Origin of the sequence: Panacagrimonas perspica, assembly GCF_004364935.1 — a bacterium.
Lineage (GTDB): Bacteria > Pseudomonadota > Gammaproteobacteria > Nevskiales > Nevskiaceae > Panacagrimonas > Panacagrimonas perspica.
Genome location: NZ_SOBT01000008.1, coordinates 991,776 through 1,017,015, shown reverse-complemented (window position 1 = coordinate 1,017,015; position 25,240 = coordinate 991,776). Strand labels below are relative to the sequence as shown.

The window sequence follows — 25,240 nt, the reverse complement described above, 5'->3', positions numbered from 1 at the left end:
TCGATGGCCATCAAGCGCCGACACGAGGTGCAGGTGTTCTCGATGTCGTTCATCGACTGCATCTGCTGCGGCTTCGGCGCGATGATCCTGCTGCTGGTGCTGAGCCAGTCCAAGCCGCCTCCGATCTCGGAGCCGGTCACTCAACCGGGCAAGGGCCAGTCCGAGGAACTTCGACTGCTGGGCGAGAAGACCGCGGGTGAGCTCAAGGGACTCGAAGAAGCGCTCGCCTCGAGCCGCGACAGCCAGCGCGAGGCCGAACGCGAACTGATCCGCTTGCGCACCACCTCCAACTCGCTCGAGAACAAGACCACCGACGCCCAGCTCGACACCAAGACGCTCGCCACCATCGAGACGCAGCTGACCGTCGCCAAGCAGACGCTCACCGAGGAGATGCGCCGCCTGATGTCGCAGGGCGTGAAGCAGCGCAACGATGCGCCGGTTGGTGGCATCCCGGTGGACAGCGAGTACATCGTGTTCGTCGTCGACACCTCGGGCTCGATGCAGCGCTTCGCCTGGAGCGCGATGATCAAGACGATGTCGGAGATCCTCGACATCTATCCGCGCGTGAAGGGCATCCAGGTGCTGAGCGACGAAGGCGGTTACTTGTTCAGCTCCTATCGCGGCCAGTGGATCCCGGATTCACCTGCGCGCCGCAAGGCCACGCTCGAGGCGATGCGCCACTGGCAGGCGTTCTCCGATTCCAGTCCGGTCGAGGGCATCGAGGCCGCGATCAAGACCTTCGCCGCGCCCGACAAGAAGATCAGCGTCTACGTGATGGGCGACGACTTCACCGGCGCATCGGTGGCCGCGGCACTCAAACGCATCCGCCGCGTCAATCCCAAGGATGCGAGCGGCGTTCCTCTGGCCCGCATCCACGCCATCGGCTTTCCCACGCAGCATCTGAACGGTGGCGTGACGCCCAGCGGCATCCGCTTCGCGAACCTGATGCGTATCATGTGCCGGGAGAATGGCGGCGCATTCGTGGGCCTCATCAGCAACAGCTGATTCGAAGCACGCGACGCCGCCCACAGGGCGGAGGCGGTCTTGGCGGGAGCTTCTATCCATGCGCGAACAGGCGGCCCGCGGGCGTCATGGCGCCGTCGCGTTCGCGCCCTCGCGTGCCTCGTGGCGTTGGCCCTGCTGGGCGGATGCACCGCCAAGCCGGTCGTGCCCTCGAACGAATTCCCGAAGCCGGTCCTGCGCAAGATTCCCGTCGCGATGGGCCTGTACATGGACGACGCGTTCGTCAGCTACGTCCATCACGACCAGCCCGCGCCCGGCGTCCAGCAGGATGTCTCGGTCGGACCTGCTTCGCGCGCGATCTTCAGCGAGTTCCTGAGCGCGCAGTTCGCGACGCTGCTCACGGTTACGCAGGCGCCAGGTGCGCAGAGCGTGGCGCCCGGCGTGCAGGCGGTGCTGCAGCCCATCGTGCAGGACGTGCAGATCGCCAGCCCCAAGGCCGAGAAGGATCAATTCCACGAGGCCTGGATCAAGTACCGCCTGCGTCTGCTGACACCCCAGGGGCAGGAGATCACGGCCTGGGACCTGGCCGCCTACGGCAAGCAGCGCGGCGCCAAGGTCGGCGGTACGAACTCGGGCCTGACGGCCGCGGTGCGCGAGGCCATGCGCGATGCCGCCGCCGGCATGGCGCTGATCTTTCGCGACGGCAATGCGTTTCGTGCGCGACTCGCCGCGCCGGTGCCGCCACCGCCACCGCAGGCCTCGGCGGCGGCACCATGAGCGCGTCGCGCGTCTTGCTCTTCGTCGCCGCCGTGCTGGCGAGCGCCTGCGTGACGTCCAAGGTCGAGCAGATCCGCCAGAGCGGCCGCAGCGTGACGATGAGCGCAGGCGAGTCCGTCGTGATCCTCGGACGGCGGCATCGCGGCGATCGCGAAACCGAGCAGAGCTTCAACAAGTGCGTCTCCAAATCGCTGACCGGCCGCAAGCTGCCGGTATATGCGGAGCAATCTTTTGTCGACGCGATGTTCCCGTGGCTGGAGCCGCGTACCGCGCCGATGTCATCCGACGCCCTCGCCGCGCTGCTCGACGATCCGGTCATCGCGCAACGGGTGCGCGACACCGGCGTGCGCTTCATGGTCTGGATCGACGGCGAGACCGACAAGATCGACGGCGGTGGCAGCGTGAGTTGCGGCATCCTGCCGCCGGCAGCCGCGTGTCTCGGATTCGGCTGGTGGGAGAAGGAATCGAAGTACGAAGTGTCGGTGTGGGACGTGCAGACGCGAAGCTCAGTGGGCAAGGTCAGCGTCAACGCGAGCGGCACCTCCTACCTGCCGGCGCTGATCATCCCGATTCCGTTGATCGCCAGGACCGAGGCTGCTGCCTGCGATGGTGTGGCCGGGCAGATCGGCGAGCTGCTGACACCGCCGGCGCCTCTGGCCAAGCCGAAGATCTGACACACCGTTCACGCGACCCCCGCTCCACGTTTCCCGGACCTTTCCATGCGCCTTCCTACGATCGTTTCGCTGTTCGGCTACGCCGGCCTGGTGCCCTTCCTGCTGGGTCCGGCGTGGCTCTCGATGTCACCCGCCACGACGCCGGACTGGCTGGACACGGTGTGGCTCAGCTACTGCGCGCTGGTCGCCGCCTTCATGGCCGGTTCCCTGTGGGGCTTCATGCTGCCCGCCTGCGAAGGCGCGGCCGGCAAGGCAGGACTGCTGATCGCGATGGCGCTGATGCTGCTCACGTGGTTTGCCACCGCGCTGCCGCTGCGGCCGGCGCTGGCGGTGCTCGCCGTGACCTTCCTGCTGCAACTGGCCGCCGACTTCTGGCGTGAGCGCGCGCTCGGATCCGTCGGCGGTTATTTCTCGTTGCGCGCGACGCTGACGGTCGGCGTGCTGATCGCGATGAGCTGGCGCTACTCGATTTCCGCGTAGCGCATCGGGAATTGGCAGCGATGTAGCGGGAGTGCTGACTGGCTATCTCACCTGAAACAGGCCCAGACTTTGCTTGAAGCAAGTCAGGTCTCTCGCGAGGTGTCGATCATGCAGTCGCCAGATTTCGCAGCAGTGGGCTTGCAGCATTTCCAGCAGAAGGATCTGCTCTTCCTGTTCGAGCACTTTCCGGTCGCTGGCGTGGATCCGGTCGAAGCGGTGCAGCGGGTGCACGAGAACCCGTTGATGCTCGAGTCCATCCTCGAATCCAACTACGTGCACGCGGCGCTGATGGACCAGCGCGCGCAATGCCTCGACGTCTCTCCGCAGTTGTTCTTCGACGTGATGCTGCGGCGGGCCATTCCCGGCCCACGCGATCGCCTCGATCGCCAGGCCATCCATTACCTGGCCAACATGCTCGGACTGTTCTCGCGCACCGAGCGCGTCTATCGGCTGCAGCACGACGACACGGCGCGTTACGAATACCTGGCGGACCTGGTCCGGGAAGGACTCGAGTCCGGTCCGGAGCGCCGCTTCCTGGTCAACGCACACATCGGCAACTACGCGCTCTATCTGTCCGGCATCTGCGCGCCCTGGGTCGAGCACCGCCGCGACTTCAAGCGCAGGCCGGTCTCGCTGGAGTTCTACAAGCGCATGGGCTGCAGCCATTACGCCAGTGCGGCCGGTAGCGTGCAGGCACAGGAGTTCGGACTGGGCGATGTGTTCCGGCGTCTTGCCGAACGCTTCGAGCACTTTCGCATCGGGCTGAGACGGCTGGCCGAGGACGTGTTTCCGACGCGACAGCCGGCACCGATACGCGTTTAGCCCGTAGCCCGGTCGAAGCCCGGGGTTCTCTTCGTACACGGAGCGCAACCCCGGGCTTCGCCCGGGCTACGGGGACGGCGAGCGCTACACTCTCTGCATTCGCGCCGGGGAGTGAGCCGTGGTCACAACGGAGTCGGGGCCGGATCTGCAGGCCTTGTCACAGCGGCTCAACCGGCCCGCGGCGAGCCTGCGTGCCTATGCCGAGCTGAGTCCGGCCGAGCAGGCGGCGCTGCTGTCCTGTCTTGATGCGGCACTCGCACAGCGACGCACCGCGATCGATCACGCCCTGCTTCGCCTGATCCCCTGGCTGCTGCGCGGTCCCGTCCTGCGCTGGCTGCGACGATGACGCGATTGGCCGCGAGGGCCGAGGTCCTGAAGCTGTGCCGTACGCTGGGCGCGGATCCCGAACAGCTCTGCTTTCTCGAACGCCTTCCTGCCGAGCAGGTCCGCGAGCTGCGCCGCGCGGTGTACGACCGCTTCTTCCTGTTCGATCGCAAGCTGTTCGATCGCGTCACTCGCGCGTTCCGGCGACTGCCTTTCTGGGTCGGAGCGTGGATGGCCCGAATGGCGGGGCCGCTGCTGACGGCCCGTGTCGCCGGCGATCTGCCGGCGAAGCAGGCCGCCCGCATGGCGCAGCGACTGCCGCCCGCCTTCGTCGCCGACGTGTGCCTGTACCTCGACCCGCGTTGCGCGCACGACCTGATCCATGCGTTGCCTACCGCCGCGATCCTGCCGATCGCGCTGGAACTGCTGCGACGCCGCGACTGGATCACAACCGGCCGCTTCGTCGACTTCCTGCCCGACGAGGCGATTCGCGCGGTACTCGAACACATCGAGAACGACGAGATGCTGCTGCGCATCTCGTTCTTCGTGGAATCACCGAACCGGCTCGATCACGTCGTGCACCTGATGCCGGCCGAACGCCTGCGTCAGGCGATCCTGCTGGCCGTCGACGAATCGCGCGACCTGCTGACCGAGGTCATGTCGCTGATCATCCACGTCAGCTACGCCCTCAAGCGCGAACTCGGCGACCTGGCGGCCGCGCAGGACGAGGCAGTGCTCGATCGCGTCGTGGAAGCCGCACACGCGCAGCAGCTGTGGACCGACCTGCTGCCGGCGATCTCGGTGCTGTCGGAGAACGCGCAGCACAAGGTCGTGAATCTTCCGATCCTGCGCGAGGAGCCGGCGGTTCTCGTCAGCATCCTGGATGCGGCCCATCGTGACGCGCTATGGGGCGACGTGCTTCCGCTGGTCCGCTACATGGACGAACCGATGCGCATCGCGGTCGCGCGATTCGCCGAGAACCTTCCCACCGATGCGCTCGACGGGGCCGCCGACGCAGCCCTGCTCGGCGAGCATTGGGAGGCGCTGCTGGACATCGCGCGGCGCATCCCGGAACCTCGTCAGCGGGCATGGGCCGCCATCGTGAAGGGCTACGGTGAGGTCGACCCCGACCTGCTTGAGCGCATCGCGCGACGCGCTGGCGAACTCGGGTTTGGTCATGCGTTCGAGGCGGAATCCGCGACCGCAGCCGCCCTCGCCTGATCGATTTCCCCGTTCGTAGCCTGGGTGAACCCCGGGGTAGCGCCCCGTATGCGAGGGGCATCCCGGGTTTCACCCCCCGGGCTACGATTCAGCGAACACCCTCTTGTCTCCTCAAATCGGCGCAACCCATTTCTACGACATGACCTACAAGACCCTCCTGCTCGAGATCGAATCCGGCGTCGCGACGCTGACCCTCAACCGTCCCGCATCGCGCAACGCGTTCAGCCCCGACCTGATGCAGGAGATTCGTGCGGCCTTGGCGGAGCTCGCCTCACGGCGCGACGTTCGTGCCTTGCTGCTGACGGGCAAGGGCGCGAGCTTCTGCGCCGGCGCCGATCTGTCGCTGCAGGCGGGCGGCGATCGAACCTCGCGCGCCAAGGAAGGCTCGCGCCAACAGCGCGAATGGATCAATCCGATCGTGACCGACCTGCAGGCGCTGCCGTTCCCGACGATCGCGGCGGTCAACGGCAGCGCTGCCGGCGCCGGCGCGAGCCTCGCGCTGGCTTGCGACGTGGTCATCGCGGCGCGCTCGAGCTTCTTCCTGTTTCCGTTCATGCCGAGACTGGGCATCGTTCCCGACATGGGCGCGACCTGGTTCCTGCCGCGGCTGGTCGGCTCCGCTCGCGCGATGGCGCTGTCGTTGATCGGTGATCGCCTGCCAGCCGCGCAGGCCGCGGAATGGGGACTGATCTGGCGCTGCGTCGACGACGCGGCGCTGATGGACGAGGCGCAGGCGCTCGTCGCGCGGGTCGCGAAGGCACCGGCACATGCGGCCGTCGAGCTTCGGCGCGCCTTCAAGCACGCGGAAGAACAGGACCTCGCGGCGCAGCTCGACTACGAGGCGGACCGGCAGGCCGAGCTGCTCGCGACCGAGGAATTCGAAGAGGGCGTGCTGTCCTTTCTCGAGAAACGCGAGCCGCGCTTTCCGCCCAGAGGCTGAGACGGGGCAGGACTTCGATTCGGCAGGTTTCTTCGTTACGCTCGACCCGGGCTACGGCGATTCCGCCACGGGGAGCTCCAATGAACGACATCGTTACGACCACGCCGAGCAAGGACGACTGCAACCTGGCGATGCTCGCGCACCTGCTCGGCATCTTCACCAGCTTCGTCGGTGCGCTGGTGATCTGGCTGGTCAAGAAGGACGACTCGGCGTTCGTCGCCAAGGAAGCGGTCGAGGCGCTGAATTTCCAGATCACGATCGCGCTCGCGTGGATCGTGTCGTCGATGCTCACGCTGATCCTGATCGGGTTCCTGATGTTCCCGGTGCTGGTTCTGGCGAACCTGATCCTGTGCATCATCGCCGCGGTGTCGGCGTCCAAGGGCGAGCATTACCGCTATCCGTTGACGTTGCGGCTCGTTAAGTAGGCGGCTCCGGGGCTTCGCCCGGGCTACGGTGGCGTCAGATTCCCAGTAGCTGCTCGCGCAACGGAGCCAGGCGCTCCATGCCGTGGTCGTAACCGCGCTCGACCAGTTCGTCGAGCCGCTTCCACGCGAACATGCCGACGTCCTGGACCGGCATGTGGATGTCCACGTCGGCGCGATCGATGGCGTCCTTGCGGAACAGCGTATCGGCCGTCAGCGTCGCGGTGCGCAGCAGGATCTCGGAAAAGCGCGGACGGACGCCCTCGCCTATCCATTTCTCGAGCAGCGCGCCGGGCTCCGGAATGCCCTTGCCGCGACCCGGCGCGCGGATGTCGCCGGCCTGGCTGACGTTGCAGGCGATGATCGAGCCGCGCTCCAGCGCCTGCATGACGTCGGTGGGCAGGTTGTCGACGATACCGCCGTCACAGAGCAGGTCGCCTTCCCAGGCCACCGGCGGCGCCACTCCGGGCACCGCCATGCTGGTGCCCACCCACGCTGCGAGCAGGCCGTGGTCGTGCACCACCGTTGCGCCGGACGTGAGATTGGTCGAGATGCAATAGAAGCTGCGGCGCAGCTCTTCGATGCGGCGCTCGCCGAAGATGTCGACCAGGCGGTTGAAGAAACGCCGGCCGCGGATCAGCGACACGCGTGGCAGCACGTAGTCGTTGAGGAAGTTGTTGTTGACGAAAGTCTCGCGCGCGACGTGGCTCATCTCCACCGGATCGAAGCCGCAGGCCACCATCGCGGCGACGAACGCGCCCATGCTGGTGCCACCGGTGATGTCGACCGGGATCTGCAGCTGGTGGAGCGCCCGCACCAGTCCGATGTGCGCGAAGCCGCGCGCGCCACCGCCGCCCAGCACGAGCCCGACGCCGCGCCCGGTGATCTGTCGCGCAAGCGCCGACAGGTCCTCGTCCGACCAGGGATGCACGAAGTAATGCGCCCGCGCGCCGACGACGTCGCACCACTCGCGCGTGTAGGGCGATGGATCGCCCTCGGGGCGCAACAGCAGCAGTTCGAGCGGCGCCAGCAGCTTGCCCTCGGGAAGCGTGTCGAGCGCCGGGATCGGCACCGGCCGGGCGCCCGCCTCGGCCATGACGAGCACGCGGTCGGCCTGGCGCAGGCAGCGCGCGGCCCAGGTATCGCGATCGCTGTGCGCGGCGAGCACGAGATAGGGATGTCGGCTCTCGAGCTGGTTGAGCCAGGCGCGCAGGCGCGAGCAGCCTTCGATGTCGTCGAACGAGGTCTGCGCCGCGCCGGCGCCCAGCGCCGCATCCACATGCGCGGCCGTGATGAGCCGTGCACCGGGCCATCCGCCCAGGCGCCGCACCAGGGCCTCGGCCAATACCTGCACCGGCACGCTGGACGAGGCCGGGATCACCGCCAGTGCACCCTGCGCGCGCGTCGAGGCGCGACGGCGGCTGCGCTGGTACTGGCGCAGGCGGCCGAGCATCAGCCGCGTCACCGCCATCAGGGTCGGGGCTTCGCGGTTGAGCAGATCCAGGAACGGGATGCTGGCGATGCGCAACAGCACCGAATCGCGCAGTGCGTGCACGCTCGATGTGCGCGCTTCGCCGGTGATCACGCCCATCTCGCCGACCGGCTCGCCGCGACCGACGTAGCCCAGCAGATCGCCGCCGACGCTGACGCGCAGGCGGCCGCTGACGACGATGTAGAAATAAGCCGGCGATTCGTTCTCGCCGTACAGACGCTGGCCGCTGTGCAGATCCTGGCGCTCGGCCAGTTCCGCGAGCCGGCGCAGCTCGGCTTCCGACAGCGCCGCGAACAACGGGGACTGGCCCAGGATGTTCGCGGCGTCCACTTTCCGACTAGGCCTTGGGTACCGAATCGGGCGCGATCGAACGCGCCCAGGTGTCGCGCGATTCCATCGGCCGCATCAGGCCTTCCTGCGCCGCACTCGCGATCAGGCGGCCGGAGGCATCGAAGATCATTCCGCGTGACAGGCCGCGCGCCGACTGCGCGGCGTGTGAATCCGTGACGTAGAGCAGCCACTCGTCGGCACGCGCCTGTCGATGGAACCACAGCGCGTGGTCGATGCTCGCCACCATCATGTTGCTTTCGAACCAGCGCCGGCCGTACGGCCGCAGCGCGGCACCCAGCAGTCCCCAGTCGCTGGCATAGGCCAGCACGCAGCGATGCAGCCAGGGGTCGTCCGGCAGACGGCCCTTCGCGCGAAACCACATCTCGCCGCGCGTGCCGCGCTTGTAGGGCTCCAGCGGATTCATCGGGTCGACCGGCCGGAACTCGATGAAGAAGTCGGCCCTGAGCGCGGCGCGCGCCTCGGCCGAGATGTCCGGCGCCTTGTCGATCCACTCGTCGACCAGTTCGTGCCAGGGCCGCAGCGCTTCCGGCGGCGGAACGTCCGGCATCGACGCCTGGTGCTCGAAACCATCCTCGGTCTTGTGGAACGAGGCCATCATCGAGAGGATCGGACGGCCGTGCTGAATCGCCTGCACCTGGCGCGAAGAGAACGAACCGCCGTCGCGCAGGCGATCGACCTCGTAGACCACCGGCAGGTTCATGTCGCCCGGCAGCAGGAAGTAGGCGTGCAGCGAGTGCGGCTCGCGCCCTTCCACCGTGTGGCTGGCCGCCACCATCGCCTGCCCGACGATCTGGCCGCCGTAGGTGCTGCGGCCACCCAGGTTTCGCGAAGGCCCGCGGAAGAGGTTGAGTTCGAGCCGTTCCAGGCTCATCAGTTCGACGAGGTCTTGCAGTAGGCGATCCATGCCGGGATTGTGCGGCATGACCCCGCGTCCGGTCCTGCGCCGGCGGGAATCGGCGCAGGACGCCTATACGGCGGATCATGACGGCCACTGGATCCGATCACTCCGCAGTACCCTCTCGGGTGACCGATACTTCCTCCTCAACCGCCTCGGCCTGCTCCTCTACGCGGCCTCGGCCGGTCTCAGGATTGCATTCGTCGTTGCCAGCCCGGTCGATCCGCGACCCCACGCAGACAGGCCGCCCATGTCGCCCTCTTCTTCCTCGTTCCGCGGCAACAAGGCAGCCCTGCCCAGCAAGCCCTGCGCGACCTGTGGCCGACCCATGACCTGGCGCCGCCGGTGGGCCCGTTGCTGGGACGAGGTGAAATTCTGCTCCGAGGCCTGTCGACGGGCCAAGGTCGTCACCGGTGGCTGAGCCGCGCAATCTCGTCTTGGTGCTCGGCGACCAGCTCGACCTGGACGCCGCTGCCTTCGATGGCTTCGACGCGGCACGCGACGCGGTGTGGATGGCGGAGGTGGCCGGGGAAGCCACGCACGTATGGTCCAGCAAGCCGCGCACGGTGATGTTTCTCGCGGCAATGCGTCACTTCGCGGACGCCTTGTGCGCGGCTGGCAGGACGTTGCACTACACCCTATTGAGCGATGCAGCCAACCAGGGCAGCCTTCAAGCGCAGTTGGATGCTGACGTCGACCGCCTCCGTCCTGCCGTCCTCGTGATGACCGCACCGGGAGACTGGCGCGTGCTGCAGGTGATCAAAGGCGTGGCGCAGGCACAGGGTCTGCCGTTGGTGATCCGTGAAGATCGTCATTTCTACTGCACGGTGCGCGAGTTCGCAGCCCACGCCCGTGGCCACAACTCGCTCCGCATGGAGTACTTCTACCGCGAGATGCGCAAGCGTCACGGCGTCCTGATGAACGCCGATCTGCCCGAAGGCGGCCAGTGGAATTTCGATGAAGACAATCGCGAGGCCTTCGGGACTGCTGGCCCGGGCCCCGTGTCTGAGCGTGCGGTGTTCGAGCCTGATGCGATAACACGTGACGTGATCGCGTTGGTCGAGTCGCACTTCGCGACTCATCCCGGCCGGACGGAGGATTTCGCCTGGCCGGTGACGCGCGAGCAGGGGCTGGTCGCCCTGCAGCGTTTCATCGCAGAGCGTCTGCCCCTCTTCGGCCGCTACCAGGACGCGATGTGGCCTGGCGAGCCTTGGCTGCACCACGCACACCTGGCAGCAGCGTTGAACCTGAAGTTGCTTCATCCCCGCGAGGCGGTCGACGCGGCGGTGGCCGCGTACCACGCGGGCGCAGCGCCGTTGGCCAGCGTGGAGGGCTTCGTGCGGCAGATTCTTGGCTGGCGCGAGTATGTGCGCGGCATCTACTGGACGCGCATGCCCGGCTACGCCGAGCACAACGCGCTCGACGCGAACGAGGATCTTCCCGCGTGGTACTGGACCGGCCGCACCGATATGGCCTGCCTGCGCGACGCCATCACGCAGACGCTGCAGTACGGCTACGCCCACCACATCCAGCGCCTGATGGTCACCGGCCTGTTCGCGCTGCTGTACGGCGTGAAGCCACAGCAGGTCCATGTCTGGTACTTGGCGGTCTATGTCGATGCCGTGGAATGGGTCGAACTGCCCAACACACTGGGCATGAGCCAATACGCCGATGGAGGCCTGATGGCCAGCAAGCCCTACATCGCCACCGGCAAATATATCCACCGCATGAGCCCTTACTGCCGCGGCTGTCGCTACGACCCGGCGAAGCGCACGGGGGACCGCGCCTGCCCGTATACGACCCTGTACTGGGACTTCCTGATGCGCCACGAAGCCAGGCTGTCCGCCAATCCGCGCATGGCGCTCCAGGTGAAGAACGTGGCGCGCCTCAACGATGAGGAGAAGCAAGCCATTCAGGAACGTGCGGCAGCGATTCGGTCCGGCGGGGTGGCCTGAACGCGAGCGACGCGATCACCAGCGCACCACGGGGCAAGCAGGTGGTTGATAATTTCAACGAACGCAGCAACCTGGGATCACCTTGAGAATCGGAACCTGGAACGTGAACTCCCTGCGGGTGCGCCTGCCTCACCTGCTGGATTGGCTGGCGACCGACCCGGTCGACGTGCTGGGGCTGCAGGAGATCAAGTGCCTCGACGAGCAGGTCCCGCGGGAAGCGCTGGAGGCGGCGGGCTGGAAGCTCGTCACCAACGGGCAGAAGACCTACAACGGCGTGGCGATCCTGTCGCGGCTGCCGATCGAGGACGTGAGCCGGGACATGCCGGGCTTCGCCGACGAGCAGAAGCGGGTCATCGCGGCCACCATCGGCGGCGTGCGCGTGGTCTGCGTCTACGTGGTCAACGGCCAGGCCGTCGGGTCCGAGAAGTACGAATACAAGATGCGCTGGCTGGCCGCGCTGCGCGACTACGTCTTCAACCAGGTCCAGGCCCATCCGCGCCTGGCCGTCGTCGGCGACTACAACATCGCCCCGGCGATCGAGGACACCCACGATCCGGCGGTCTGGGAGGGCGGAATCCTCTGCAGCGAGCCCGAAAGGGCGCATTTTCGCGACCTGCTGGGCCTGGGCCTCGGCGACTGCCTGGCCCTCCAGCCCCCGACCGGGACCCGCTTCACGTGGTGGGACTACCGCCAGGCGGCGTTCCGGCGGGACATGGGCCTGCGGATCGACCACGTCCTGGCGTCGCCGGCCCTGACCTCCGGCCTGCGCGAAACCCGTATCCATCTCGAACCCCGCCGCCTCGAGAAGCCCTCCGACCATGCCCCGGTGGTCGCCTCGTTCGCCCTGGCCTGACCGACCGCCGGGCGGCTGTGACGTAGCGCACAGGAGCAGGGGGGCCGAGGGCCCAATTTATGGCTATCGAAGTCCCCTTCGACGGCCTATATTGGGTCCACAAGAACATTCGCTCATTCACGGGGAGCCTGCGTAGGATCTTCAATGGCTCGCAAGCGGCGCAATCATTACGACGTGACGGACAGGGTGCGCATCTCGCATCCTGGCGATGTCGCGTCGGCCGTCACCACGATTCTCGCCGCGCTCTACCCCGGTCACGATCTCGAGCCGATTCGCCGCGCGTACGACACGTTCGCCCAGCTCTACGCCGGCACGCTGCCCGGCTACCTGGGTTGCGACACCTGGTATCACGACGCGCAGCACAGCCTCGACTGCTCGCTGGCGATGACGCGCCTGCTGGACGGCTACGAGCGCAGCATGGACGAAGCCAACCGCCTGGGTCCGCATCGCGGCCTGCTCGGCGTGATCATTGCGCTGTTCCATGATGCCGGTTACATCCGCCGCGTCGAAGATGGCGCCCGCAACGGCGCGGAATACACCCTCAGCCACGTTCACCGCAGCGGCGAATTCCTGACGGACTTCCTGCCGCAGGTCGGCTACGCGGCGGACGCCTCGCTCACACGCCAGGTCGTCCACTTCACCGGCTACGAGATCGCGCTGGACCAGATCCGCGTGGAGCATCCGAAGGACCGCATGCTGGGTTTCATGCTCGGCACGGCGGACATCCTGGCGCAGACCGCGGATCGCTGTTACCTCGAGAAGTGCCGCGACTACCTGTTCCGCGAGTTCGAGATCTGTGGCATGGCCGGCAGCCCGCGACCCGGCGCCGAGGATCCGCGTTATCCGACCGTCGAATCGCTGCTGTCGACGACGCCGGACTTCAACCGGCATTTGTGGGAAGACCGTCTCGATGGTTACTTCGGCTCGGTCCATCGCTACATGGAAAAGCATTTCGGTGGCCGCAATCCCTACGTCGAGCAGATCCAGCGTCATCTCGCGTTGATTGCGCGCCTGGGCAAGAAGAGCCAGTTCCACAAACTTTCGAAGCGCCCGCAGGCGGTGGATGCCACCGTGCTGCGCCGGCTGCTGGGCATCAAGCCGGCGAAGAAGAAAAAGAACGTGACGAACGAACTGGAGATTTCCCAGGTCGCGCTGGCTTGACTCCGCGATAACCGTAGCCCGGACGAAGTCCGGGTTCCCCTCGCAAATCGTACGGTGATCCCGGACTTCGTCCGGGCTACGTGGCGGACTCTCAGCCCGGCCCGTCGATCGAGACGGGCACGATCAATCTGAGTTCACGTGCATCGGGCGGCGGCGGCAATGGCGCGGCACGGCGGAACAGGTCCAGCGCTTCGGCATCCAGGCTCGGCACACCCGAGCTCTGCACCAGTTCCAGCTCGCTGATCCATCCCTCCGGCGAAACTCGGAAACGCACACGCGCACTGCCCGGCGGCAAGCCGGCAGGCAGTTCGCGCCGGAAGCCCGCGAGGTGCGTCCTCAGGCGCACGTAGTACGAATTTCCACTGCCACCGCCTCCGGCCTGCGCGATCAGCGGCGCAGACGCACGGGTCCGCTTCTCGTCGAGCGCAGTCGCTTTGACGTCTTCGGCGTAATCGGGACGCTTCGTCGCTGCAGGCGGGTGAACCGGGGCCTTGCGTCGAACCGGCGCATCAGCGACTTCGGATTCCAGGGAATCAACGATCCTCGCCGTCGGGACGACATCACGCGGCGTCGACGTTTCCGTTCCCGCCATCGGAGGCGCTGTCGCGAGCAGGCGCTCGGCCTCATCCAGTCCTGCCCCCGGAAGGCTCAATCCCAGACCGGACCCCACCGGGTTCTGCGACGGCGGCCGCAGGGCCAGGCTCAGCAACAGCAAGGCATGCATCGCCAGCGCGACGTACAGCGACACCGCAGTGCGCGGCGCAAGCTTCATCGAACGTTGGCGGCGAGCAGCTTGACCTGCACGATCCCCGCGTCGCGCAGCACTCCGAGAATATCGACGACTGCCCGCGCCTCGAGAGCAGCATCCGCCTTCACTTCCAGCGTCTGACCCGCGTGGCGCGCCTGCCACGCAGCGGCCTGCGCCTTGAGCTGATCGAGCGCGAAGATCCGCCGGCCCCAACCGAGACGACCGTCTGCTGCGATCACGAGCGTCCCGCTACCGGCGTCCGCCGGCGCAAGCTGCCGCGCCCGTGCCGGTTCGATCTCCAGCACGTCGCGCACGGACAGCGAGCCGACCAGCATGAAGAACACCATCAACAGGAAGACGACGTTGATCAGCGGCAGCATCGAGTTGCCGGCGCCTGCAACGGTACGCGGGGCGGCGGCAGGCAGTTTCACGACGGCGTATTTCCGGCACTGCCGAGCAGCACGTTCACACGGGTCGGCGTGATCGCGTCGAGCAGGTCCACCAGGGCCTGGACATCGACGCCGCGTCCGGGGACCAACACGACCGTGCGATCGATGGGACCTTTCGTGATCTCGTCCAGCACCTCGGCCTTGCTCGCACTGCGGCCCCGCATGTGCAACTCGCCGTTCGCGAGCATGACAATTCTCAGCGCGTCGACTGGCTTCGTCGCGGTCTGTTGCGCAGGCGCCGCGGCAGGCTTGGCGAGATCGACCCGCAGCGCGCGCCAATCGACGTCGTGCGCCGCGAGCATGAAGAAGAACAGCAGAATGAAGATGACGTCGACCAGCGAGGTCAACGGTATGCGCGAGCGACGAACTGGCGCGAGCGCGATGCGCATGCCTCAGCCCGGTCGCCGTGGTGTCGTCAGCAAACGCGTCAGCGCGCTTTCCATCGCTTGCTGCAGCAACTCGATGCGGCGATCGAAATAACCGACCGCTGCAACCGCCGAGATGGCGATGCCCAGACCCACCGCCGTCGTCAGCAGCGCCTTCCAGATGCCGCCGGAAAGAATCGACGGCTCGACGCGATCGCCTGCCGCCTGCAGCGCCTGGAACGCGTCGATCATGCCCAGCACGGTTCCGAGCAGGCCCAGCAGCGGCGCCAGATTCCCGATCAGGTCGAGCGTGCGCAGATGGCCGCGTGCCGAGTCGAGTTGTTCGATCGCGGAACGCTCGATCCGTTCGCGCGCCTGCGCATCGGTCAGCGCCGCGTCACGCAAGGTCTGCATCGCCTGCGACAGCACGGCGGCCAATGGCGACGGCGTGCCGGACATCGCGGCGATCGCCTGATCCGCCTGGCCACGATCCCACGCGGCGAATGCCGTGGCGACGAACCCGCGCTCGCCGATGCGCCGTTCGGAGAATTCCCAGAGCTTGATGATCACCAGGGTGAGCGCAGTGATCGACAGCAGCACCAGCAGCAGCATCGCCGGTCCGCCGAGGCGCAGCCATTCGATCAATCCGCTCACGGAGATCTCAACGCGCCGGCGCTGCGACGACGCGGGCCGCGCCGACGCCGCGCGGATCCGACGCCGCATCGACCTTGCCGCTCACCGGGTCCCAGGTCACCGCCTGCAGGTTCCCGTAGGTCGAGCCGAGCAGCTTGAGCGTGTGCCCCATCGCCGCGAGCTGCCCCTGTTCTTCCGCAGAGAACGCGCCGGGCTCGAACTGCACGACATCCGGCAGATACTGATGATGAAATCTCGGCAGCGCGACGATCGACGCCGCATCGGCACCCGAATCCCAGGCCAGCATGCCCAGCAGCACCATCGTGATGATGCGGCTGCCGCCGGGTGTTCCGAGCACCAGCAGACCGCGCGGACCTTCGACGAACGTCGGGCTCATCGACGATAACGGGCGCTTGCCAGGCTGTACGCGATTGGGCACCGAGCCGATCAGGCCGTAGGCATTCGACGCCGTGACGCTGGCCGAGAAATCGTCCATCTCGTCGTTGAGCAGCACGCCGGTTCCCGCGGCCATCGCGCCCGATCCGAACGGCAGGTTGATCGACAAGGTCGCCGCCACGCGGTTGCCGTCGGCATCCAGGACGGAGAAATGCGTCGTCTGCGGTCCCTGCGGCGGCGGCTGCGCCGGCGGCAGGCTCGCGCTCGGCGTGGCCTTCTTCGGATCGATCGTCGCGGCCAGCGAGCGCGCATACCCGGTGGAGAGCAGCGACCACGTCGGCACGCTCACGAAATCCGGATCGCCGAGAAAGGCGGCGCGATCGCGATACGCGCGACGCAGCGATTCGATCAGCAGATGCTTCGACTGCACGCCGGCCTTGGCACTCCATCCCAGCGCCTCCAGTTGCCCGAGCGTGGTACCCAGCGCGATGCCACCCGCCGACGGCGGCGGCGCGGAGACGACGCGCAGGCCGCGGAAATAACTCACGGTGGGCGGACGCTCGACGACGCGGTAATGGCGCAAGTCGTCGGCGGTCCAGATGCCCCCGCCCGCAACGACCCCCGCGATCAGCGCCGCCGCAGTCTCGCCTTCGTAGAAGCCCGGTGCACCCGACTGCGCGATGCGCTCCAGCGTGCGTGCCAGATCCGGCTGCAGGATCCGATCGCCCTTGCGCGGCGCGCGTCCTTCGATCGCGAAGACGCGTTGCCCCTCGCCCGCCAGCCGGCCCCATTGGCCGGCGAACGCGTCGGCGAGCTTTTCGTCGCAGATGAATCCGGCCTTGGCGGCGCGGATCGCCGGCGCGAGCGCCTGTGCCAGCGGCAGTTTTCCGTAGCGGCGCGACAGATGGGCGAGTGCCGCCGGCTCACCGGGAATTCCGGCCGCGAGCGAACCGTCGCGCGAAAGCTTGTCGACCGCGTTGCCCTTGGCATCCAGGTACATGTTCTCGCGCGCCGCGGACGGCGCGGTCTCGCGACCGTCGACGAAGACTTCCATCCCATCCTCTGCGCGATGCAGCAGCCAGAACCCGCCGCCGCCCAGGCCCGACCCCGTGGGCTCGACCACCGCCAGCGTGCTGCTGACCGCAACCGCGGCGTCGAACGCATTGCCTCCGGCCGCCAGCATCTCCAGACCTGCCTCGGTCGCCAGCGGATGCGCGCTGGCCACGGCGTTCGAACCCGGCTTGGCGGCGTTGGCGAATGCCGCGAAGAACAGCAGCGACAGCGAAACCAGCGACTGCGAGAACAACGGCCTCATACGGTCTTTTCCTCGGTGAGACGCCGGTACTTTTCCTGCAGCTGCTCCGGCGTCTCGGGGTGCTCGAGATCGAGCGGGATGCAATGTACCGGGCAGACCTCGACGCACTGTGGCTGGTCGAAATGGCCAACGCACTCGGTACAGCGCGACGGGTGGATCTGGTAGATCTCGATGCCCTGGAAGATGGCCTGATTCGGACACACCGGCTCGCAGACGTCGCAGTTGATGCAGTCGTCGGTGATCTTCAGGGCCATGCCGGCATTTTCGCCTGTCGGGGCAGCCATCGCGAACCGCGTCGCACCGCGCGTCGACTCAGTGCGGGCCGCGAGCGTCTTCGATCAGCGTGCGAAGTGCCCGATAGCCGTCGACCAGGCGCGGACCCGGTCGTCCCAGGAAGGCTTCCGTCACCGCGTGGATGCGATCGTCGCGCACCGCAGGAACCGCCTCCCAGCCCGGACGCCGCCGCACGATGTCGGCGCGATAGTTCTGCAGCGGCACGCCGCACCAGGCCATCACGACGATGTCCGGATGCTGCTCGAGGATCTGTTCGTCGGTCAGCGGCTTGCTCTTGCCCTCCAGCGAGCGCCAGGGATTGACGCCCCCTGCCAGCTCGATCAGGTCGCTGGCCCAGGAATCGCGCGTCGGCGCGATCACCGGCTTGGGCCACCACTCGATCAGCACGCGCGGCGCATCAGCCGCCGGCGTGATCGGCGGCATCTCGGCGCGCATCGAGGCGATCAAGGCCCCACCGCGCTCGGGCACGCCCAGCGCATCGGCGATGCGCGCGATGTCGCCGTACACATCCTCGAGCGTCAGAGGTTCGCAGACCAGGCTGCGCAGGCCGACCGCTTCGAGTTCGGCGACGATCTTCTCGTGCCCGGGCAGCGTGAGCGAGGTCAGCACCAGGTCGGGCTTCAGCTCCTGCACGCGCGGCACGTCGAGCGACAGGTCGCGTCCGAGCTTGGGCAGCGGCTCGACGACGGCAACCGGAAAATCGGAATCCTCGTCGACGCCGACCAGCATGTGTGCGCAGCCGAGCGCGCAGACGATCTCGGTGTTCGAGCAGGTGTGGGAGACGACGCGCACCGCCGCCTCAGCCGGACTTCTTGCGCCCGAATCGTTCGAGCAGCAACGGGATCACGGCCGGAGGCACCAGCTTCTCGACCGGCGCCCCCAGGCTCGCGAGCTCGCGGACCAGGCTCGACGAGAGATGCGCGTATTCGGGCGCCGGCGTCAGCATCACCGTGTCGAGGACCGCGTAGAGATCGCGGTTCATGACGGCCATCTGCTTTTCGTAATCGACGTCGCCGACGGTGCGCACGCCGCGCACCAGCACCGTCACGCCGTTGTCGCGCGCGAAGTCGACGACCAGCCCGCTGAAGCCCTTGACCTCGACGTTCTTGAGATCGCGCGTGGCTTCCTCGATCAGCATCACGCGCTCTTCGAGCGTGAATTTCGGATTCTTTGCAACGTTGTGACCGACCGCGATGATCAGCTTCGGGAACATCCGGGCCGCCCGATGCATGATGTCGTTGTGCCCGAGCGTGATCGGGTCGAAGCTTCCGGAATACGCGGCGACGATGCTCACGAACGCCCCCCTGCACGCACCGGGTGAATCGTCACTGAAAAAAACCGCTCCTCGCCCTCGCACATGATCAGCTTCGGGGCACACCTTGGGGCCGCCCGATGCATGATGTCGTTGTGCCCGAGCGTGATCGGGTCGAAGCTTCCGGAGTACGCGGCGACGATGCTGCTCATGCGCTGCCTTCCTGCGTATACGTGAGGAGCCCGAAGCTTACCCGACCGGCGCTCTTTTCCCGGAGCCAGCTATAGCCCTCCGGTATCGGCGGACGCTCTTCTCCGGGCCACTCGACATAGATGCGCGCTTCGGGCTTGAGCAGACCCGGCAACAGCGGCAACGCCTTTTGCAGCAATCCACTCGAATACGGCGGATCGACGAAGACGATGTCGAACGCATCCTTCGGATGCGCCAGCTCGACCATCGCATCGGCCAGCCGGACATCGGCACGATCACTGCCGCCGAGCTGCGCAACCGCTGCGGAAATCTTCGCGACCTGCTCGCGCCCGGTCTCGATGAAACGAACCCGGCCGGCGCCACGCGACAGTGCTTCGAGACCCAGTGCACCGCTGCCGGCGAACAGGTCCAGGCACTGCGCGCCCTCGATGCGCGGCGCGAGCCAGTCGAACACGGTCTGGCGAACGCGATCCGGCGTCGGTCGCACGCCGTCCTTGGCGGAGAAGCCGACCAGCCGGCTACGCCACTGGCCACCGATGATGCGCAGCTCCCCGAGCTTGCGGACCGTCATGACATCACCTCGCCGAAGCGGCGCCGCAGACGCCGGTGCCGGTGATGGAACAGGCCGCCGACGATGCGCCGCAGCAGAGCCGCTGCCAGCGGCACGCGCGGTTCGAAGGCAACCTCGTCGGTGACAAGGCAGGTGCTGCCATCGAGCGCGGTGATGCGACGGCGATGGATCCAGACGCGCTGCATCCACGAAGACGAGCGCTCGTCGAAGCCCTCACCGGGATACAGGCGTTCAAGTGATAGCGCATGCCGATCGATCGGCAGCACGCCAAACGCCAGCAGCCAACTGCGGAACAGCACGGCGCCGGGCTTCGCGTCGGCGGATTCGAGGCGGTGTGCGTGAGCGGGATGCGTCATGCGCATCAGCGGCAACAATTCGGCGTTGACTCCGCCCATCGTCGAGACCTCGGCCCAGACGGTGGGCGCGGCAGCCGTCAGGCGGCTTTCAAAACGCAGCGGCGACATCAACCCTGCGTGCCTCCCACCGTGAGGCCGTCGATGCGCAGGCTCGGCTGACCCACGCCCACCGGCACGCTCTGACCGTCCTTGCCGCAGATGCCGATGCCGGCGTCGAGCTTCAGGTCGGTGCCGACCATCGACACGCGGTTGAGCACCTCGGGGCCGTTGCCGACCAAGGTCGCACCCTTCACCGGACGCGTGATCTTGCCGTCCTCGATCAGGTAGGCCTCGGACGCGGAGAACACGAAGTTGCCGGACGTGATGTCGACCTGTCCGCCACCGAAGCTCACGGCGTAGATGCCGCGCGGCACGGAGGCGATGATCTCTTCCGGATCGTGCGGACCGGCGAGCATGTAGGTGTTGGTCATGCGCGGCATCACCAGGCTGGCGAACGATTCGCGACGGCCATTGCCGGTGGTCTTGGCTTTCATCAGCCGCGCATTGAGCGAATCCTGGATGTAACCCGCGAGGATGCCGTCCTCGATCAGGCGCGTGCAGTTGCTCTGGTTGCCCTCGTCGTCGAGGTTCAGCGAGCCGCGACGACCGGGCAAGGTGCCGTCGTCGACGACGGTGCACAGCGGCGACGCCACTTTCTGGCCGACGCGGCCGGAGAACGCCGACGTGCCCTTGCGATTGAAGTCGCCTTCCAGCCCGTGGCCGACGGCCTCGTGCAGCAGGATGCCGGGCCAGCCCGGCCCGAGCACCACCGTCATCGAACCCGCCGGAGCGGGCACCGAATCCAGCAGCACCAGCGCCTGGCGCACGGCTTCCTTGGCGTAGGTTTCCGGAAGATCCTTCGTGAAATAGTCGAGTTCCGCGCGCGCACCGCCGCCGACATGGGCCTGCTCGCGCCGACCGTTCTGCTCGACGATGACGGTGACGTCCATGCGCACCAGCGGCCGCACGTCCGCGGCGCGGCGGCCGTCGGCACGTACCACCATCACCACCTCGTATTGGGCGGCGAGCGCGCACATCACCTGCTTGACCCGCGGATCGGCCGCGCGCGCGGCGGCATCGGCGCGACGCAGCAGCGCAAGCTTGGCGGGTGCGTCGGCAGACGCCGGAGGATCCACCGCCGGGTACAGCGAGCGGCCCTGCACGATGCGCTGCGGCGCGATCTGCGTGCCGCGGACATCCGCGACGATCGCGCGCGATGCGCTGGCCGCTTCGATCAGCGCGTCGAGCTGGATGTCTTCCGAATACGCCAGACCCTGCTTCTCGCCGGAAATGGCGCGCACGCCGACGCCCTGCTCCACCGAATGGCTGCCCGATTTGACGATGCCTTCTTCCAGCGACCAGTGCTCGGTGCGCGAGTACTGGAAGTACAGGTCCGCATCCTCGGCGCCGGTCGACAGGGTTTCGCCCAGCACGCGATCGAGGTGACCTTCGTCGAGACCGGCGGGGTCGAGAAACTGGCGGCGGGCAGTGGCGAGTGCGTCGGTCATGAAGAGGCTGCTACGACATTCGAAGAGTGCCGTAGCAGCCTATCAGACCGCGCCGTTCAGACCGTCGCGGCAGCCTCCGCCGGCACCGGGTTCCAGCACCAGCGATCCAGTTCCGTGCCTTGCAAAACGCTGCCCAGTTTCGAGGTCAGCGCATCGGGCAATCGAGCAGCCTTGACCGCCGCCAGGATTCCGCGCCGGTGCATCCGTCCGAAGATGGCTCCGGCCGGCGATTCCAGGAGGGCCTTCCAGAAGGCAAGGACGATCGCTTCCTCCGCGTGGCCTTCGCGCTCCAGCGCCTGCAAGGCATCGAGGACACCCTGCGGAAGCCCCGCGAGTTCGAGCTCGGCGAACGTGCGCAACAGCTTGCGCTCCGGATGCAGCAGACCGAACGAGTCGTTGAGGCGCTCGATGAAGTGTCGCGGCGTATCGATGACGTTGCGATCGATCATCCGTGCGTCGCCACACTCTTCGATCGACATTCCCATCGGCGCACAGGCCGGAGCCTGGAGACCTGCGCCCGGCTTGCCCATGGCCTTGCGGCTGAGCTTCGACCTCTCGCGCGATTCAGGCATGGGCGCGGGCGCGCTCATCACGCAAGCCTGCACCTCCTGCGGCAGCACCGATCCTGCACCGCCCCACCCGGCCGCCAGCATGCCCGGCACCGAGCGCAGTTCCGGCAGCGTCGTCGCCGCGTCCTCACCGCGCTCGTGCACGAGGATGTAGTTGGTGAACGCGCTCATCAGCTGATAGCGCAGGGCGAGTTCGGTCAGCTCCTGCTCGCTGGAATCCACCAGCCCGGCGCCCGCCCACCAGAGCCGCTGCGCCGCGCCGATCCGCGGCAGTGCGTCGTCGGTGCGCGCCTCGGCAGGTCCCGACGACGAGGCGCTGACGGTGACGATGCTGCCGTCCGCGTACCGGATGTCGAGGTGCGCGTCGGCAGAGGCCTTCACTGCGGCGAGACCCGCGAAGACATGCAGGGTGTCGCCGGCGAACGTCGCCGCCTCGAGATGCGCCGGGCACTGCCAGAGCGTCTTGCCCGGCAGCTTGAGCTTTGCCTCGACGACGCGCGGCAGCCGCATGCGCGCGAGATGGCGTTCGATGACCGGCACCACGTCCTCGCGCGGCGCAACGAAGCTCGCGAATCCGCCGGTGGCCTCGGCGATGCCGCGAGCCAGGATCTCCGACGGACTGCTGCCGACGCCGATCACGAAGATGCGATGCCCCGACGCGCGAGCGGCCGCGACGATCGCATCGCGATCCCAGGTCTCGCCGTCGGTGATCAGCAGCACGTCGGCCGCCTTGTCGTCGCCCCGGCCGCGCGTGGATGCGAACACCGCCTGGAGCGCCGACAGCATCTCGGTGCCACCCAGGTTGGCGTCGAGCCCGCCGACGAAGCTGCGGCCCGCCACCAGCGCCGCGCCGGAACCGGCGTCGCAAACCTTGCCGTTCGCGTGATGCTGGTGCTGGCTGCCGAAGGCGGTCAGCGAGAAGCGGTCCCGGGCGCCGAGGCTGTCGAGCGCACGCATCGCCAGCGCCTTGGCCAGAGCCATCGAATCGCCGGCCATCGAACCCGAGCAGTCAACGAGCAGCTTCAGGCAGATCGGCTGATCCGCCTTGCGCTCGGGAATGCGGAAGACAGCGTGTGCGGCGTGGCCTTCGCCATCCGCTGCCAGCGCGAGACTCGATTGCCCCGCTCCGGCGGCCTTCAGGTTCAGCACGAAGTCGCGGTCGGCGAACACACGCGCGTCGGCAATTCGAACGCTCAGCGCGCTTCCCTCGCGCTCGGTGACGATCGCATGCGTCGGCGACGACAGCATCGCCAGCGACAGGGCGCCGCCAATCGTCAAAGCCAGCCGATACGGATACTCCGCGAGCGGATCGGTGTGCGGCGCCTGGTGCGGCTGCACGCCAGCGTGCGTGGCGTCGCCGTAGCGCGGGGCCAGGGTCGTGGGCAGCGACAGGCGCAGCGCGTCGCCCTCCCAGCGCATCGGCAGCGCGTAGTGGAGATGGATCTGAGCGCGCTCGCCGGCAAGCAGATTCCCGAGGTTGAGCGTGTACAGGCCCGGCTCTACCTGTTCGAGCATGACGGCCGTGTGCCCTTCCGACAGCGCCTCCTCGTACCGGGCCTCGGCCTGCTGGCGCGAGGCGACCCGGCCCACCAGCGTGCGATCCGCGATGGTGACCTTGAGTTCCAGCAGCACGGCCTGGACCGGCAGCGGGAACGTGTAGACGGCCTCGACATTGACCTCTTCGGTGTTGCGGAACGTCTGCGTCAGGCCGATGCGCGCGAGCGCGCCTTCGAGCTGGCCGGAAATGTCGAGGGCCTGCAGCGGCACGATCTGCCCCTGCAGCGTTTTCAGGGAGGGCGCGCGCAGGGCGGCGGTAGTGGTGTTCATTTCGATGAGTCCTTCTTGATGTGTTGCAGCGCCTCGATGGTTCGGCGCAAAAGTTGGCGGACCTGCTCGGGAGCAAGCCCTGCCCGTGTCGGCTCGATCAGCAGCTCCACGCCCTCGTCGATCAAGAGGTGGCTCCACACTTCGACCGAGCCGGGCCGACGCGTGGGAAGCGGAAGCGACGGCTCCGGGCCGGCTTCCTTCATTTCGCGGATGCGCTCGAGCGACAGGCCGGCGAGCGTCCATTTCTTGACCATCAGCAACTGGTCGACGTGCGACGCGGTGTAGCGCGCCGCGCGGGTTTCGCCTTCGGGCCGATCGACCAGTCCGAGCTGGATGTAATAGCGCACCGTCCGGCGCGGCAGCTCTACCAGGGCGCTGAGTTCGTCCAGGGAATAACCGCGATTGGGCGTCGTTTCTTTAGTGACAGTCATACTGTCAATATAAACTGGCTTTATGGAAATGCAAGGCCAGTTGCGTGAGATCCGTCACGCCAGCCGATAATCGACACCTTCGTCATTCCCCTACCCAACGCCCCAGGAGCAGCCCGTGTCCTCAGCCTTCGATTTCTCCGGCAAGAACGTTTTCATCTCCGGGGGCACCAGCGGCATCAACCTCGGGGTGGCTCACGCGTTCGCGCGCGCAGGTGCCAAGGTCACCGTGGCCTCGCGCTCGGCCGAGAAGGTCAGCGCGGCGGTCGAAGCGCTCCAGGCGCATGGCGGTGAGGCGGCAGGTTTTTCGCTCGACGTGCGCGAGTACGCCAAGGTCGAAGAAGCGTTCAAGGCGACGCAGGCCCGGTTCGGCACCATCGACGTGCTGGTGTCGGGCGCGGCGGGCAACTTCCCCGCGCCGGCGCTGGGCATCTCGCCCAACGGCTTCAAGTCGGTGGTCGACATCGACCTGATGGGAACTTTCCACGTGCTGCGCGCGGCGTTCCCGTACCTGACCAAGCCGGGCGCCAGCCTGATCAACATCTCGGCGCCGCAGGCGTTCCTGCCGATGGAATTCCAGATGCACGTCTGCGCCGCGAAGGCTGGTGTCGACATGATCACGCGCGTCGCCGCGCTCGAATGGGGTCCCGCCGGAATCCGCGTGAACTCCGTCGTGCCGGGACCGATCGACAACACCGAAGGCATGCGCCGCCTCGCGCCGACACCCGCCGCGATCCAGCTGGCGATCGACAGCGTGCCGATCAAGCGGCTCGGCACCGTCGACAACATCGCCGATGCCTGCCTGTGGCTGTCCAGCCCGATGGCGTCGTATGTCAGCGGCGTCGTGCTGCCGGTCGACGGCGGCTGGAGCCTGGGCGGCGCGCAGACGCTGGGCAAGGGATTGACGCAGGTCCCGGGCAGCCTGAAGCCGTTCGAGAAGGGCTGAGACG

The 25,240-nt window shown here is 67.3% G+C and carries 30 protein-coding genes; 14 read left to right on the top strand and 16 right to left on the bottom strand.

Features of this window, described 5'->3' with window-relative positions; all coding sequences use genetic code 11:
* The first annotated feature begins 3 nt into the window (after positions 1–3).
* From DFR24_RS04545 to DFR24_RS04505, 9 genes are all read left to right on the top strand, one after another.
* Complete coding sequence (locus DFR24_RS04545) at positions 4–1,005, top strand: VWA domain-containing protein (RefSeq protein WP_133880135.1); 1,002 nt, start codon at positions 4–6, stop codon at positions 1,003–1,005.
* A gap of 120 nt (positions 1,006–1,125) precedes the next feature.
* Entirely contained in the window at positions 1,126–1,740 is a 615-nt protein-coding gene (locus DFR24_RS04540; protein ID WP_133880134.1) for a hypothetical protein, read from the top strand.
* Positions 1,737–2,414 (top strand): hypothetical protein, encoded by a 678-nt coding sequence (locus tag DFR24_RS04535; RefSeq protein WP_133880133.1) that lies wholly within the window; start codon positions 1,737–1,739, stop codon positions 2,412–2,414. The genes DFR24_RS04540 and DFR24_RS04535 overlap by 4 nt, the downstream gene beginning before the upstream one ends.
* A gap of 45 nt (positions 2,415–2,459) precedes the next feature.
* Positions 2,460–2,894 carry a DUF3429 domain-containing protein gene (locus tag DFR24_RS04530; RefSeq protein ID WP_133880132.1) on the top strand — a complete coding sequence of 145 codons (435 nt, stop codon included), beginning with the start codon at positions 2,460–2,462 and terminating at the stop codon, positions 2,892–2,894.
* A 108-nt stretch (positions 2,895–3,002) separates the two neighbouring features.
* On the top strand, positions 3,003–3,716 hold the full coding sequence (locus tag DFR24_RS04525) for a hypothetical protein (protein ID WP_133880131.1): 714 nt from the start codon (positions 3,003–3,005) through the stop codon (positions 3,714–3,716).
* Between the two features lie 118 nt (positions 3,717–3,834).
* A complete protein-coding gene (locus DFR24_RS04520) occupies positions 3,835–4,062 on the top strand; it encodes a hypothetical protein (protein ID WP_133880130.1) in 228 nt (75 codons plus the stop codon).
* Positions 4,059–5,261: a cyclin family protein gene (locus tag DFR24_RS04515; protein ID WP_133880129.1), complete on the top strand. Its 1,203-nt coding sequence runs from the start codon at positions 4,059–4,061 to the stop codon at positions 5,259–5,261. Before DFR24_RS04520 ends, DFR24_RS04515 begins: the two co-directional genes overlap by 4 nt.
* 103 nt (positions 5,262–5,364) lie before the next feature.
* Positions 5,365–6,201: an enoyl-CoA hydratase-related protein gene (locus DFR24_RS04510; RefSeq protein ID WP_210772456.1), complete on the top strand. Its 837-nt coding sequence runs from the start codon at positions 5,365–5,367 to the stop codon at positions 6,199–6,201.
* 80 nt (positions 6,202–6,281) lie between these two features.
* Positions 6,282–6,626, top strand: coding sequence for a DUF4870 domain-containing protein (locus tag DFR24_RS04505; protein ID WP_133880128.1), 345 nt, complete (start codon positions 6,282–6,284; stop codon positions 6,624–6,626).
* 34 nt (positions 6,627–6,660) lie between these two features.
* Here DFR24_RS04505 and DFR24_RS04500 read toward each other — a convergent pair whose 3' ends face one another.
* Positions 6,661–8,445, bottom strand: coding sequence for a patatin-like phospholipase family protein (locus DFR24_RS04500; RefSeq protein ID WP_133880127.1), 1,785 nt, complete (start codon positions 8,443–8,445; stop codon positions 6,661–6,663).
* Positions 8,446–8,452: 7 nt separating this feature from the next.
* Positions 8,453–9,388 (bottom strand): acyl-CoA thioesterase, encoded by a 936-nt coding sequence (locus DFR24_RS04495; protein ID WP_246051512.1) that lies wholly within the window; start codon positions 9,386–9,388, stop codon positions 8,453–8,455.
* A 223-nt stretch (positions 9,389–9,611) separates the two neighbouring features.
* Here DFR24_RS04495 and DFR24_RS25265 point away from each other — a divergent pair, with 223 nt between their 5' ends.
* The 4 genes from DFR24_RS25265 (at position 9,612) to DFR24_RS04475 (ending at position 13,330) form a co-directional block, all read left to right on the top strand.
* A complete protein-coding gene (locus tag DFR24_RS25265; protein WP_133881460.1) occupies positions 9,612–9,782 on the top strand; it encodes a DUF2256 domain-containing protein in 171 nt (56 codons plus the stop codon).
* On the top strand, positions 9,775–11,316 hold the full coding sequence (locus tag DFR24_RS04485; RefSeq protein ID WP_133880126.1) for a cryptochrome/photolyase family protein: 1,542 nt from the start codon (positions 9,775–9,777) through the stop codon (positions 11,314–11,316). The genes DFR24_RS25265 and DFR24_RS04485 overlap by 8 nt, the downstream gene beginning before the upstream one ends.
* Before the next feature lie 82 nt (positions 11,317–11,398).
* Entirely contained in the window at positions 11,399–12,169 is a 771-nt protein-coding gene (gene xth, locus DFR24_RS04480; RefSeq protein ID WP_133880125.1) for an exodeoxyribonuclease III, read from the top strand.
* A gap of 144 nt (positions 12,170–12,313) precedes the next feature.
* Complete coding sequence (locus DFR24_RS04475; RefSeq protein ID WP_133880124.1) at positions 12,314–13,330, top strand: hypothetical protein; 1,017 nt, start codon at positions 12,314–12,316, stop codon at positions 13,328–13,330.
* 91 nt (positions 13,331–13,421) lie between these two features.
* Here DFR24_RS04475 and DFR24_RS04470 read toward each other — a convergent pair whose 3' ends face one another.
* Genes DFR24_RS04470 through DFR24_RS04405 form a run of 14 tightly spaced genes read right to left on the bottom strand, consistent with a single transcriptional unit; the run spans position 13,422 to position 24,293 of the window.
* Positions 13,422–14,102 carry an energy transducer TonB gene (locus DFR24_RS04470; RefSeq protein WP_133880123.1) on the bottom strand — a complete coding sequence of 227 codons (681 nt, stop codon included), beginning with the start codon at positions 14,100–14,102 and terminating at the stop codon, positions 13,422–13,424.
* Positions 14,099–14,509 carry an ExbD/TolR family protein gene (locus DFR24_RS04465; RefSeq protein WP_133880122.1) on the bottom strand — a complete coding sequence of 137 codons (411 nt, stop codon included), beginning with the start codon at positions 14,507–14,509 and terminating at the stop codon, positions 14,099–14,101. The genes DFR24_RS04470 and DFR24_RS04465 overlap by 4 nt, the downstream gene beginning before the upstream one ends.
* Complete coding sequence (locus DFR24_RS04460; protein WP_133880121.1) at positions 14,506–14,916, bottom strand: ExbD/TolR family protein; 411 nt, start codon at positions 14,914–14,916, stop codon at positions 14,506–14,508. Before DFR24_RS04460 ends, DFR24_RS04465 begins: the two co-directional genes overlap by 4 nt.
* Before the next feature lie 3 nt (positions 14,917–14,919).
* The gene (locus DFR24_RS04455) at positions 14,920–15,546 is read right to left on the bottom strand and encodes a MotA/TolQ/ExbB proton channel family protein (RefSeq protein WP_210772457.1); all 627 of its coding nucleotides are present in this window, start codon (positions 15,544–15,546) and stop codon (positions 14,920–14,922) included.
* Between the two features lie 7 nt (positions 15,547–15,553).
* The gene (ggt, locus tag DFR24_RS04450) at positions 15,554–17,236 is read right to left on the bottom strand and encodes a gamma-glutamyltransferase (protein WP_133880119.1); all 1,683 of its coding nucleotides are present in this window, start codon (positions 17,234–17,236) and stop codon (positions 15,554–15,556) included.
* Positions 17,233–17,490 carry a YfhL family 4Fe-4S dicluster ferredoxin gene (locus DFR24_RS04445; RefSeq protein ID WP_133880118.1) on the bottom strand — a complete coding sequence of 86 codons (258 nt, stop codon included), beginning with the start codon at positions 17,488–17,490 and terminating at the stop codon, positions 17,233–17,235. Before DFR24_RS04445 ends, ggt begins: the two co-directional genes overlap by 4 nt.
* Positions 17,491–17,548: 58 nt before the next feature.
* A complete protein-coding gene (locus tag DFR24_RS04440) occupies positions 17,549–18,322 on the bottom strand; it encodes an ABC transporter substrate-binding protein (RefSeq protein WP_133880117.1) in 774 nt (257 codons plus the stop codon).
* A 7-nt stretch (positions 18,323–18,329) separates the two neighbouring features.
* A complete protein-coding gene (gene coaD / locus DFR24_RS04435) occupies positions 18,330–18,824 on the bottom strand; it encodes a pantetheine-phosphate adenylyltransferase (protein ID WP_133880116.1) in 495 nt (164 codons plus the stop codon).
* Positions 18,821–18,994, bottom strand: a complete 174-nt coding sequence (locus DFR24_RS24660; protein WP_210772458.1) for a hypothetical protein — start codon at positions 18,992–18,994, stop codon at positions 18,821–18,823. Before DFR24_RS24660 ends, coaD begins: the two co-directional genes overlap by 4 nt.
* Complete coding sequence (rsmD, locus tag DFR24_RS04425) at positions 18,991–19,563, bottom strand: 16S rRNA (guanine(966)-N(2))-methyltransferase RsmD (protein WP_133880115.1); 573 nt, start codon at positions 19,561–19,563, stop codon at positions 18,991–18,993. Before rsmD ends, DFR24_RS24660 begins: the two co-directional genes overlap by 4 nt.
* Positions 19,560–20,027 carry a hypothetical protein gene (locus DFR24_RS04420; protein ID WP_133880114.1) on the bottom strand — a complete coding sequence of 156 codons (468 nt, stop codon included), beginning with the start codon at positions 20,025–20,027 and terminating at the stop codon, positions 19,560–19,562. The genes rsmD and DFR24_RS04420 overlap by 4 nt, the downstream gene beginning before the upstream one ends.
* Positions 20,027–21,466, bottom strand: a complete 1,440-nt coding sequence (gene tldD, locus DFR24_RS04415) for a metalloprotease TldD (protein ID WP_133880113.1) — start codon at positions 21,464–21,466, stop codon at positions 20,027–20,029. Before tldD ends, DFR24_RS04420 begins: the two co-directional genes overlap by 1 nt.
* 56 nt (positions 21,467–21,522) lie before the next feature.
* Positions 21,523–23,862, bottom strand: a complete 2,340-nt coding sequence (locus DFR24_RS04410; protein ID WP_133880112.1) for a VIT domain-containing protein — start codon at positions 23,860–23,862, stop codon at positions 21,523–21,525.
* Positions 23,859–24,293, bottom strand: a complete 435-nt coding sequence (locus tag DFR24_RS04405) for a helix-turn-helix domain-containing protein (RefSeq protein WP_133880111.1) — start codon at positions 24,291–24,293, stop codon at positions 23,859–23,861. Before DFR24_RS04405 ends, DFR24_RS04410 begins: the two co-directional genes overlap by 4 nt.
* 115 nt (positions 24,294–24,408) lie before the next feature.
* On the opposite strand from DFR24_RS04405, the gene DFR24_RS04400 reads away from it, so the two are divergent.
* Entirely contained in the window at positions 24,409–25,236 is an 828-nt protein-coding gene (locus DFR24_RS04400; RefSeq protein WP_133880110.1) for an SDR family oxidoreductase, read from the top strand.
* The last annotated feature ends 4 nt before the right edge of the window (positions 25,237–25,240 follow it).

Bases quoted from the DNA above. Each gene is read 5' to 3' on its own strand.
- DFR24_RS04545 (WP_133880135.1), top strand. From the start codon at position 4: ATGGCCATCAAGCGCCGACACGAGGTGCAGGTGTTCTCGATGTCGTTC.
- DFR24_RS04535 (WP_133880133.1), top strand. From the start codon at position 1,737: ATGAGCGCGTCGCGCGTCTTGCTCTTCGTCGCCGCCGTGCTGGCGAGC.
- DFR24_RS04530 (WP_133880132.1), top strand. From the start codon at position 2,460: ATGCGCCTTCCTACGATCGTTTCGCTGTTCGGCTACGCCGGCCTGGTG.
- DFR24_RS04525 (WP_133880131.1), top strand. From the start codon at position 3,003: ATGCAGTCGCCAGATTTCGCAGCAGTGGGCTTGCAGCATTTCCAGCAG.
- DFR24_RS04515 (WP_133880129.1), top strand. From the start codon at position 4,059: ATGACGCGATTGGCCGCGAGGGCCGAGGTCCTGAAGCTGTGCCGTACG.
- DFR24_RS04505 (WP_133880128.1), top strand. From the start codon at position 6,282: ATGAACGACATCGTTACGACCACGCCGAGCAAGGACGACTGCAACCTG.
- DFR24_RS04495 (WP_246051512.1), bottom strand. From the start codon at position 9,388: ATGCCGCACAATCCCGGCATGGATCGCCTACTGCAAGACCTCGTCGAA.
- DFR24_RS25265 (WP_133881460.1), top strand. From the start codon at position 9,612: ATGTCGCCCTCTTCTTCCTCGTTCCGCGGCAACAAGGCAGCCCTGCCC.
- DFR24_RS04475 (WP_133880124.1), top strand. From the start codon at position 12,314: ATGGCTCGCAAGCGGCGCAATCATTACGACGTGACGGACAGGGTGCGC.
- DFR24_RS04470 (WP_133880123.1), bottom strand. From the start codon at position 14,102: ATGAAGCTTGCGCCGCGCACTGCGGTGTCGCTGTACGTCGCGCTGGCG.
- DFR24_RS04460 (WP_133880121.1), bottom strand. From the start codon at position 14,916: ATGCGCATCGCGCTCGCGCCAGTTCGTCGCTCGCGCATACCGTTGACC.
- ggt (WP_133880119.1), bottom strand. From the start codon at position 17,236: ATGAGGCCGTTGTTCTCGCAGTCGCTGGTTTCGCTGTCGCTGCTGTTC.
- DFR24_RS04445 (WP_133880118.1), bottom strand. From the start codon at position 17,490: ATGGCCCTGAAGATCACCGACGACTGCATCAACTGCGACGTCTGCGAG.
- DFR24_RS24660 (WP_210772458.1), bottom strand. From the start codon at position 18,994: ATGAGCAGCATCGTCGCCGCGTACTCCGGAAGCTTCGACCCGATCACG.
- rsmD (WP_133880115.1), bottom strand. From the start codon at position 19,563: ATGACGGTCCGCAAGCTCGGGGAGCTGCGCATCATCGGTGGCCAGTGG.
- DFR24_RS04420 (WP_133880114.1), bottom strand. From the start codon at position 20,027: ATGTCGCCGCTGCGTTTTGAAAGCCGCCTGACGGCTGCCGCGCCCACC.
- tldD (WP_133880113.1), bottom strand. From the start codon at position 21,466: ATGACCGACGCACTCGCCACTGCCCGCCGCCAGTTTCTCGACCCCGCC.
- DFR24_RS04410 (WP_133880112.1), bottom strand. From the start codon at position 23,862: ATGAACACCACTACCGCCGCCCTGCGCGCGCCCTCCCTGAAAACGCTG.
- DFR24_RS04405 (WP_133880111.1), bottom strand. From the start codon at position 24,293: ATGACTGTCACTAAAGAAACGACGCCCAATCGCGGTTATTCCCTGGAC.